Origin of the sequence: Actinotalea caeni, assembly GCF_009733795.1 — a bacterium.
Classification (GTDB): Bacteria; Actinomycetota; Actinomycetes; order Actinomycetales; family Beutenbergiaceae; genus Pseudactinotalea; species Pseudactinotalea caeni.
This window is the reverse complement of sequence record NZ_WNXX01000032.1, coordinates 19,856-29,574: the sequence shown is the minus strand read 5'-3', so window position 1 is coordinate 29,574 and position 9,719 is coordinate 19,856. Positions and strand designations below refer to the sequence as shown.

Sequence of the window (9,719 nt, the reverse complement as noted above, 5' to 3'; positions counted from 1 at the left end):
AGCAGCAGGCCGACGGGCGCGCGACGACGCGGCGGTCACCGACGCGACCTCGCCGGCGGCGGCACGAGGCCGCTCGCCCCGGCGTCGCTCGTCGGCGCGCGGGACCCGCGGCGGCAGGACGTCGGCCGCGACCTCCGGCACGCCCGACGCGACGTGGACCGTGGCGCAGCTGCGCGAGGAGGCGCAGCGCCGCCGGATCCCCGGCTACTACAGCAAGAGCAAGGCGGCCCTGCTCGCCGACCTCGGCGGCTGACGGCGGGCGCGCGCCGCGGTCAGGAGCGCGTCAGCGTCTGCTCGACCTCGAGCCCGAGGCCCGGGATCTCGGAGGTGAGCGTGAGCTCGGCGTCGGTGCAGGTGTAGTCGTAGGTCAGCTCGGTCATCAGCGCCGCGGTCTCGGCGAGGTCTACCTCGTTGCTCTCGCCGTTGATCGTGAACGTCGTGGTGCCCTCGGCCGAGACGACCTCGGTGTAGGTGATCGTCGTGTCGTCGGCCGTGTAGCCGAGCACCATCGAGCCCGAGGTGCGGGCATCGCCCTCGGCGGTCACGCCGACGTCGGTCGGGATCGAGAAGGCGCTGGTGCTGTCGGTCTCGATCGTCGCGGTGCCGGCGTCGAAGGTCATCGTCGAGGTGCCCTCGGCCTCGACCTCGCCCTCGGCGCCGAGCTGGGCGAGCACCTGCTGCTCCATCGCCTCGGGCGCCATCTGCCAGGTGCCGACCAGGCACGCGGCCGCGCCGTCCGACGAGCCGTCCGCGGTCTCCGTCGCGTCGCCGTCGGCCGGTGCGGTGCCGTCGGACGGTGCGGTGGCGTCGCTCTGCGCGGTGTCGTCGGAGGCGGCGGTGCCGTCGGACGGCGCGGGCGCGGGGTCGCTGCAGGCGGCCAGGGTGGTGCCGAGCGCCGCGGCGGCCAGCAGGGGCAGGAGTCGGGTGGTGGGTCGCATCACGCCTCGACGCTAGTTCAGGCGTCGCAAGACGTCGAGGTCGCACCGACCGGTCGGGTCGCGACGACGGCGGTGCCGTCGATCTCGGGGTCGTGCCGCCGTCGGGTGGCGAACCCGTGCACGGCGAACGCGGCCGCGGTGGCCGCGGCCTGCCGGCGGCTGGTCTCGACGACGACCGCGCCGCTCTCCCGCAGCCACGGGCCGACCTCGGCGGCGATCCGGCGGTGGAGGTCGACGCCGTCCGGGCCGCCGTCGAGGGCGTGCACCGGCTCGTGCTCGCGCGCCTCGACCGGCATGAGGTCGAGCTCGCCGGTCGGCACGTAGGGCGCGTTCGCGACGACGACGTCGACGCGGCCGCGCAGCGCACCCGGCAGCCCGTCGAGCAGGTCGCCCCGCAGGACGCGGTCGGGTGCGAGGTTGCGGCGCGCGGTCGCGACGGCGGTCGGGTCGACGTCGCTCGCCCAGACCTCCAGCCGTGGCCGGGCGCGCGCCACGACCGTCGCGACCGCCGCCGCGCCGCAGCAGACCTCGACCACCACCCCCGACACCTCCTCCGGCAGGAGGTCGAGCACCGTCTCGACGAGCACCCGCGAGCGCTGCCGCGGCACGAAGACGCCGGGCCCGACGGCCACCCGCACCCCGGCCAGCTCGGCCCAGCCGAGCACGTGCTCGAGCGGTCGGCCCGCGAGCCGTCGGGCGAGCAGCGGCTCGAGCGCCGCCCCGTCGGCGGCCTCGCGCAGCAGCGCCGCCTCCTCCTCGGCGAACACGCAGCCGGCCGCGCGCAGGCGCGTCACGACGTCGTCGGTCACGAGCGACGAGCCTGCCACGCCGGCGCGGCTCGGAACAGGTCGGACCAGGTCAGAACAGTGCGGGCGTGACCGGCTCGGGCTCGACCACGCGGGTCGGCGGCGGGGTCCGGCGGCGCGGCTCCGGCACCACGTCGAGCCGGTGCCGCCGCCGCACCGTGCGGACCCGTTCCCGCAGCCAGTCCTGGTAGTCGCGGCTGGCGTTGGCGCCGCCGGCGTAGAGCCGCTCGTAACGCGGCACGAGGTGCGGGTGCTCGCGCGCGAGCCAGGCGAGGTACCACTCGCGGGCGCCGGGCCGCAGGTGCAGCGCGGAGGTGTTGACCGAGGTGGCACCCGCCTCGGCCAGCCGTGCGAACGCGGTGTCGAGGTGCTCCTCGGAGTCGGTCAGCCAGGGCAGCACCGGCATCATCAGCACCCCGCACGCGAGCCCGGCGTCGCGCACGGCGCGCACGGTCGCGAGCCGGGCGGCGGTGGTCGGGGTGCCGGGCTCGACCGACTGCTGCAGCTCGTCGTCGAACACGGCGATCGACATCGCGAGGTCGACCGGGACCCGCTCGGCCGCCTCGACCAGCAGCGGCAGGTCGCGCCGCAGCAGCGTGCCCTTGGTGAGGATCGAGATGCCGACGCCGTGCCGCGCCAGCGTGCGGATCACGCCCGGCATCAGCCGGTAGCGCCCCTCGGCCCGCTGGTAGGGGTCGGTGTTGGTGCCGAGCATGACGCGCTCGGGCTTCTCGCGACGCGACCGGCCGAGCTCGGCGTCGAGCGCCTCCGCCACGTTGGTCTTCACCACGACGCGGGAGTCGAAGTCCCTGCCGGCGTCGAGGTCGAGGTAGGTGTGGGTGTTGCGGGCGAAGCAGTACACGCAGGCGTGCTGGCAGCCCCGGTACGGGTTGACGGTCCAGGCGCCGCCCATGAAGCCGTTGCCCGGCACCCGGTTGAGCGCGCTGCGCGAGGTGACCTCGAGGAACTCCATGCCGCGGAACTCCGGGGTGTCGAAGGTCCGCACGAGACCGCGGGCTCCCCGCATGCCGGGCAGCGCGTCGCCGTCCGTGGCGTCGAGCAGCTGGCCGTCCCACCGCATGCCCTCAGTAGAACATACGTACGATCCTCGCACGAGGGCGCGACCCGGCCGGTCGGGCGGGTCAGGCCTCCTGCACGACGGCGCAGGCGCCGCCCTCGACCTTGAACCCCGGCTCGACGCGTGCCCCGGTGAGCAGGTCGACGCCGGTGAGGTCGATCGCGGCCACCTCGTCGGTGTGGTTGATGACGACGACGAAGCTGTGCTCGTCGCCGACGCGGCGGACGGCCTCGACACCCGCGGGCACGTCGAGGACCGGCGTCACGCCGGACTCGGCGAGCAGGGCGTCGACCAGCGCGTCGGTACCGGCCTCGTCCTGCCGCGTGGCCACGTACCAGGCGTGACCGGCACCGACCGCGTGCCGCGTGACGGCGGGGCGCCCCGCCATCGGGCCGTCGGCGAAGGTGCGCACCGCCTCGGCGCCGGTGAGCTCGACACGCTCGGTCCAGACGTCGGCGCGGGTACCGTCGTCGAGCGTGACGACCTCGCCGTCGAGCAGCGGGAAGAACTCGTCGCTGCGCACCCCGAGCAGGTCCCGGAACGCGCCGGGGTAGCCGCCGAGCCGCACGTGGTCGTGCTCGTCGACGATGCCGGAGAAGTAGGTGATCGCGACCGTCGCGCCCCGTTCGGCGGCCGCCGCGATGTTCGCGGCGCCCGTGTCGCTGACCAGGTAGAGCGTCGGCACCACGACGAGGTCGTAGCGGTCGAGGTCGTCGGTCGACCCGACGACGTCGGTCGTCACGCCGCGCCGCCACAGCGCGGCGTGCAGCGCGCGCATGCGGTCCATGTAGGTGACCGCCTCGCTCGGGTGCGCGTCGAGCTCGACCGCCCACCACGCCTCGTAGTCCCACACGAGCGCGGCGCGCGCCTCGACGCGGCTGCCCGCGAGCGGGGCGAGGTCGCCGACGGCGGCGCCGAGGTCGACGACGTCGCGGTAGAGCTGGCTGTCGGTGCCCGCGTGCGGCACCAGGCCGGAGTGGAACTTCTCGGCGCCGGCCCGCGAGGCCCGCCACTGGAAGAACATGACCGCGTCGGCGCCGCGGGCGACGTGCGAGACCGAGTTGCGCATCATCTCGCCCGGCCCCTTGGCGCGGTTGCGGGGCTGCCAGTTGACGGCGCCGGTCGAGTGCTCCATGAGCAGCCAGGGCCGGCCGCCGGCGACGCCGCGCGTCAGGTCGGCGGACAGCGCGAGCTCGACGTGCCGGTCGGCGTCGGCCGCGATCGTGTAGTGGTCGGTGGCGACGACGTCGACCTCGGCGGCCCAGCGCCGGTAGTCCATCCACTTCGTGGCGGTCGTGCACATGAAGTTGGTCGTGATCGGCACGTCGGGCGTGATCGGCCGGATCGCGTCGCGCAGCTCGACGTAGTACGACAGCAGCTCGTCGGAGCTGTAGCGCGCGAAGTCGAGCTGCTGCGTGGGGTTGGACAGGCTCGGCGCCGCGCGCGGCGGCAGCACCTCCTCGAAGTCGCCGTAGCGCTGCGACCAGAAGGCGGTGCCCCAGGCGTCGTTGAGGGCGTCGATGTCGCGGTAGCGCCGCCGCAGCCAGCGCCGGAACGCCTCGGCCGCGCTGTCGGAGTAGTCGTGCGGGACGTGGCAGCCGATCTCGTTGTCGACGTGCCACAGCGCCAGCGCCGGGTGGTCCCGGTAGCGCTCCGCGACGGCCACGGCCATCCGGACGGCGTAGCGCCGCCACGTGGGCGAGCTGACCGCGTAGGACTGGCGCGCGCCCGGCGAGAGCACCGTGCCGTCGGCCGTGCGCGGCAGGATCTCGGGGTGCTTGCGGGTGAGCCAGGGCGGCGGCGAGGCCGTCGCGGTGGCGAGCGAGACACGGATGCCGGCCTCGTGCAGGCGGTCCATCGTGTCGTCGAGCCAGCCCCAGTCGTAGCGACCCTCGACGGGCTCGATGCTCGCCCACGCGAAGATCGCGAGGCTGACGACGGTGACGCCCGCCTCGCGCATGAGGTCCAGGTCGGCCAGCCGGACGTCGTCGGGCCACTGCTCGGGGTTGTAGTCGCCCCCGAAACCGATCCCCCGGACGCCATGAATCGATTCGATCACGGCAGCAGGCTACTGGTCCGCGACGGTTCTGACGAACCGCGACGCCCGGGGGGCGAGCACCCGCGAGCACCCGCCGGGCCGTGCGGCCCGGCGGGGCGCGGCCCGGGAGCGGTCAGCGCTCGAGCAGCCGCCGCAGCGTCGCGCGCGCACCCTCGGTGCGCAACGAGGTGAGCGCCGCCAGGTAGGGCTCGGTGAACTCCGGCCGCTCGGCGAGGTCGCCGAACAGCGTCCTGCTGCGCACGAACGCCAGCGGGTCCTCGGCCTGTGCGAGCGCCGCGGCGTGCCGCTCCTCCCACCGGTTGTCGACGGCGTCGATCGGCCGGCCCTGCTCGTCGACGCCCTCGGCGTAGCGCGCCCAGGAGGCGACGATCGCCGCCGCCATCGGCACCGGCCGACCCGCCGCGAGGTTCTCCCGGATCACCGGCACCAGCCACTGCGGGATGCGGTCGGAGGAGTACGCGGCGAGCCGCGCGACGGTGTCCCCGATCGCGGCGTTGGAGAACCGCGGCAGCAGCTCGTCGCGGAAGCCCTCGAGGTCCATGCCCTCGGCCCGAGGGATCGTCGGCGTCGCCTCGTCGAGGTAGCGGCGCACCAGCTCGGCGACGTCCGGGTCGGTCGCGGCGGCGTCGGCGTGGACGTGGCCGAGCAGGTGCCCGAAGTACGCGAGCGCCTGGTGCGAGGAGTTGAGCAGCCCGAGCTTCATGAGCTCGTACGGCCGCACGTCCTCGGCGAACGTCGCACCCGCGTCCTCCCAGCGGGGTCGGCCCGTCGGCGCGAACGCCTCCTGCAGCACCCACATCGTGAACGGCTCGCACACCGCCGGGAACCGGTCGACGACGCCGAACCGCTCGCGCAGCAGCGCCCTGTCGGCGTCGGTGGTCACCGGCGCGATGCGGTCGACCATGGTGTTCGGGAACGCCACCTCGGCGCGCATCCACTCCGCCAGCGCGGGGTCGAGCCGCTCGGCGAACGCGAGGAACGCGAGCCGCGCGAGGTCGCCGTTGCCGGGCAGGTTGTCGCACGAGAGCAGCGTCAGCCCGCCGACGCCGTCCTGGCGACGGCGGGCCAGGCCCGCCGCGACCAGCCCGAACGCCGTCGACGGCGTCGCCCCCGGCTGCAGGTCCGCGAGCACCTGCGGCGTGGGGTCGAACTCCCCGGTCGCCTCGTTGACGCTGTAGCCACCCTCGGTGATCGTCATCGACACGATCCGGGTGTCGGGGTGCGCGATCCGCGCGACGACCGCCTCCGGGTCCTCGGGCGCGAGCAGGTAGTCGACGATCGAGCCGATCACCCGGGCCCGCACCTCCTCGCCGCTCTTCACGACGACCGTGTAGAGGTGGTCCTGGGCGCGCAGCGCCTCCGCCATCGCGGCGTCCTGCGGCAGCACGCCGACCCCGCAGATGCCCCACCGCGTCTCGCCGGCGGCCAGCAGGTCGTCGGTGTACACGGCCTGGTGCACGCGGTGGAAGGCCCCGACGCCGAGGTGCACGATCCCGGCGGTCACCGCCGCACGGTCGTAGGAGGGCACCTCGACGCCGCGTGCGGCGATCTCCTCCAGGGTGGTGGCGCTGAGCGCCACCGGCGTCCGGTCCTGGCTCACTTGACGGCTCCCATCGACAGTCCCTGCACGAGCTTGTCCTGCGCGGCGAACCCGGCGATCAGCACCGGCAGCGACACCACCGTCGCGGCCGCGCAGACCTGCGCCAGGAACTGCCCCTGGGACGTGACGAATCCTGTCAGGTACACGGGCGCCGTACCCGCCGTCACGCCGGTGAGGACACGGGCGAACAGCATCTCGTTCCACGCGAAGATGAAGCAGATCAGCGCGGTCGCCGCGACCCCGGGCGAGATGATCGGCATGATCACGCGACGCAACGTCATCATCAGCCCCGCGCCGTCGAGCGCTGCGGCCTCGAAGAGCGCCGGCGGGATGTCGACGAGGAACGACCGCAGCATCCACACCGCGATCGGGAGGTTCATCGCGGCGTAGATGATCAGCAGGAACCAGATGTTGTCCAGGATCCGCAGCCGACCCGCGATCAGGTAGAGCGGCATCAGGCCGGCGACCGCCGGCAGGAACTTCGTGCTCAGGAAGAAGAACATCACGTCGGACCACTTGCGCACCGGGCGCACCGACAGCGCGTACGCGGCCGGCACCGCGAGCGCGACGACCAGCACCGTGCTCACGCCGGCGGCCCAGAGCGAGTTGATGAGCGAGGGCCACGGGCTCGCCCCGGAGGACTCCCCGAAGAAGGACCGGTAGCCCTCCAGCGTGAGCGGCGCGAAGACCTGCGGTGTCGGGCTCGCCGCGTCGGTCTCGGAGTGGAAGCTGGTGAGCACCATCCACAGCAGCGGCAGCGCGAACAGCAGGCCCACCGCCCAGGCGGCGAGGCCCAGCCCCATGCGGGTGGCGCGGGACTCCCGGGTGCGCCCCGGGGCGGTGGCCGCGGCGACGCGGCGGGGACGGGGTGCGGCAGCGACGGCGGTCATCGGGACGCCTCCTCCTTGAGCAGGCTCGACACCGCTCGCAGCGCGAACGTCGCGACGACGATCGTGCCGATGACCACGAGCACGCCCTGGGCGGAGGCGAGGCCGTAGTTCTGCGCGGTGAAGAGGGTCTGGTAGATCGTGTAGGGCAGGTTCGCCGTGCCCAGCGAGCCCGAGGTGATCGTGAACACCGCGTCGAAGTGCTGCACGATGTAGATGGCGCCGAGCAGGCCGGCGAGCTCCAGGTAGCGACGCATGTGCGGCAGCGTCATGAACACGAAGGACTTCCACGGGGTCGCGCCGTCGAGCGCGGCGGCCTCGAGCACCTCCGCGTCCCGCGACTGCAGTCCCGCCAGCAGGATCAGCGTCATGAACGGCGTCCACTGCCAGACCAGCTGGAAGACGATCGTGCCGAGCGGGAACTGGCTGATCCAGTCGACGCCCTCGAGCCCGAACCAGCCGAGCACGCCGTTGATGAGGCCGAACGTCGGGTTGTAGATCGCGTGCTTGAACAGCAGCGCCGCGGCGACGGGCACCACGAGGAACGGCGCGATGATCATCGTGCGGACGATGCTGCGGCCGAGGAACTTGCGGTCGAGCAGCAGCGCGATGCCGAGGCCGAAGGCCAGGCTGAGCAGCACGACGCTGACCGTCAGCACGATCGTCGTCAGCACCGACGCCCGCAGGTCGGCGTCGATGAAGACCGCTGCGTAGTTGTCGAACCCGGCGAAGCCGCGGTCGTCGGGGCGGAACGCGCTCCAGCGGAAGAACGAGATCACCAGCGTCGCGACGAACGGCAGCTGGGTGACGACGATCATGAACACGAGGGCGGGCAGCAGCGGCGCGCGGCGCGCCCATCGCGCCCGGGGTTCCGTCGGGAAGCCCTGCGCGTCGGTGGTCGACGGGCGCACCGTCGTCGGCGTCGGCGCGGCCTGGGTGGCGGTGGTCATGGCCTCCTCCTCTCAGTTGTCTCGGTAGGTGTCGGCCACGCGTTCGGCCAGCGTCTGGCCCTGCGCGACGGCGTCGGGCACCGACGTCCGGCCCGCGATCGCGCTCGAGACGTACTGGCTGAACTTGGTGCCCAGGTCGGTGAACTCCGGGATCCCGACGAACTGGATCCCCTGGGCCGGCCGCGGCTGCGTGCCGGGGTCTGTGGGGTCGGCCTCGAGGATCGCGGTGCGCGTCGCCTCCGCGAAGGCGCCCGCGGCGTCGAGGTAGTCGGGGTCGTCGTAGGTCGACTGGCGCTTGCCGGCCGGTGCGCGCTCCCAGCCGTAGACGTCGCCGACGAGCGCCTCGTACTCGGCCGAGGAGGCCCACGAGACGAACTCCCACGCGGCGGCCGCCCGCTCCGGGTCCTCCTCGGCGATGCGAGCCTGCATCGCCCACGACCACAGGAACAGCCAGCCGGCGGAGTCGGTCTCGACGACCGGCGCCTGCGCGTAGCCGAGGCTGCCGGCGACCGGCGAGCCCTCCGCCTCGAGCGTGCCGGCGGCCGACGTCGCGTCGTACCACATGGCCGCCTGCCCGCTCGCCATCGCGTTGAGGCACTCGGTGAACCCGGCGCTCGGGGCGCCGGGCTGGCCGTGCTGGCGGACGAGGTCGACGTAGAACTGCACCGCCTCGGTGAACTCCGGGGAGTCGACGCCCGGCGTCCAGTCCTCCTCGAACCAGGTGCCGCCGAAGGTGTTGACGACGGTGGTCAGCGGCGCGATCACCTGGCCCCAGCCGGGCTGCCCGCGCAGGCAGATGCCCGCCATGCCCGGCTCGGCCCCGTCGACGGCGGCGGCCGCGTCGGCCACCTCCTGCCAGGTGGGCCGGTCGGGCATCTCGATGCCGTGGGACTCCAGCACGTCGGCCCGGTACATGAGGAACGAGGACTCGCCGTAGAACGGCTCGCCGTAGAGCGTGCCGTCGACGCTGAGCGCCTCGGTGGCCGCGGGGAAGATGTCGTCCTGGTCGAAGTCCGGGTCGCCGGCGACGAAGTCGTCGAGCGGCGTGAGCCAGCCGTTCGCACCGTAGATCGGGATCTCGAAGTTCGACAGCGTGGCGACGTCGTACTGGCCTGCCTGGTTGGCGAACTCTGACGACGCCTTGTCGCGCAGGTCGTTCTCGGGCAGCACCGTGAAGTTGACCGTGATGCCGGTCTCGGCGGTGAAGTGCTCGGCCGTGAGCGCCTGCAGGTCCATCATCTGCGGGTTGTTGATCATGAGCACGTTGATCGAGTGCTCGGAGCCGGAGTGCCCTCCGGCCCCCGCGGTGCAGCCCGCGGCGAGCACGAGCCCCGCGGCCGCGACGCCGGCGCCTGCGAGGGCGCGCCGTCGGGTGCGCGATGTTCTCGACATACCTGCCTC

The 9,719-nt window shown here is 73.5% G+C and carries 9 protein-coding genes; 1 reads left to right on the top strand and 8 read right to left on the bottom strand.

The genetic code is table 11. The annotated features are described in order from the left end of the window. On the top strand, nucleotides 1-253 hold a 253-nt coding region (locus GPA02_RS18865), incomplete at its 5' end, for a hypothetical protein (protein ID WP_162457812.1). 19 nt (nucleotides 254-272) lie between these two features. Here GPA02_RS18865 and GPA02_RS17440 read toward each other — a convergent pair. From GPA02_RS17440 to GPA02_RS17405, 8 genes are all read right to left on the bottom strand, one after another. Continuing rightward, nucleotides 273-941 carry a hypothetical protein gene (locus tag GPA02_RS17440; RefSeq protein WP_156201717.1) on the bottom strand — a complete coding sequence of 223 codons (669 nt, stop codon included), beginning with the start codon at nucleotides 939-941 and terminating at the stop codon, nucleotides 273-275. A 14-nt stretch (nucleotides 942-955) separates the two neighbouring features. Then, complete coding sequence (locus GPA02_RS17435; RefSeq protein ID WP_156201716.1) at nucleotides 956-1,747, bottom strand: putative protein N(5)-glutamine methyltransferase; 792 nt, start codon at nucleotides 1,745-1,747, stop codon at nucleotides 956-958. Nucleotides 1,748-1,796: 49 nt separating this feature from the next. Then, on the bottom strand, nucleotides 1,797-2,825 hold the full coding sequence (locus GPA02_RS17430) for an Rv2578c family radical SAM protein (RefSeq protein ID WP_156201715.1): 1,029 nt from the start codon (nucleotides 2,823-2,825) through the stop codon (nucleotides 1,797-1,799). Between the two features lie 61 nt (nucleotides 2,826-2,886). Then, entirely contained in the window at nucleotides 2,887-4,881 is a 1,995-nt protein-coding gene (locus GPA02_RS17425) for a beta-galactosidase (protein WP_204986667.1), read from the bottom strand. Nucleotides 4,882-4,993: 112 nt separating this feature from the next. After that, nucleotides 4,994-6,481, bottom strand: a complete 1,488-nt coding sequence (locus tag GPA02_RS17420; protein WP_240134124.1) for a mannitol dehydrogenase family protein — start codon at nucleotides 6,479-6,481, stop codon at nucleotides 4,994-4,996. Further along, nucleotides 6,478-7,371 carry a carbohydrate ABC transporter permease gene (locus GPA02_RS17415; protein WP_156201714.1) on the bottom strand — a complete coding sequence of 298 codons (894 nt, stop codon included), beginning with the start codon at nucleotides 7,369-7,371 and terminating at the stop codon, nucleotides 6,478-6,480. Before GPA02_RS17415 ends, GPA02_RS17420 begins: the two co-directional genes overlap by 4 nt. Continuing rightward, complete coding sequence (locus GPA02_RS17410; protein ID WP_156201713.1) at nucleotides 7,368-8,318, bottom strand: carbohydrate ABC transporter permease; 951 nt, start codon at nucleotides 8,316-8,318, stop codon at nucleotides 7,368-7,370. The genes GPA02_RS17415 and GPA02_RS17410 overlap by 4 nt, the downstream gene beginning before the upstream one ends. A 12-nt stretch (nucleotides 8,319-8,330) precedes the next feature. Continuing rightward, nucleotides 8,331-9,710 carry an ABC transporter substrate-binding protein gene (locus tag GPA02_RS17405; RefSeq protein WP_156201712.1) on the bottom strand — a complete coding sequence of 460 codons (1,380 nt, stop codon included), beginning with the start codon at nucleotides 9,708-9,710 and terminating at the stop codon, nucleotides 8,331-8,333. Nucleotides 9,711-9,719: the final 9 nt, after the last annotated feature.

Excerpts from the sequence above, each read along its gene's own strand:
- GPA02_RS17415 (WP_156201714.1), bottom strand. The coding sequence starts at position 7,371 with ATGACCGCCGTCGCTGCCGCACCCCGTCCCCGCCGCGTCGCCGCGGCC.
- GPA02_RS17405 (WP_156201712.1), bottom strand. The coding sequence starts at position 9,710 with ATGTCGAGAACATCGCGCACCCGACGGCGCGCCCTCGCAGGCGCCGGC.
- GPA02_RS17410 (WP_156201713.1), bottom strand. The coding sequence starts at position 8,318 with ATGACCACCGCCACCCAGGCCGCGCCGACGCCGACGACGGTGCGCCCG.
- GPA02_RS17430 (WP_156201715.1), bottom strand. The coding sequence starts at position 2,825 with ATGCGGTGGGACGGCCAGCTGCTCGACGCCACGGACGGCGACGCGCTG.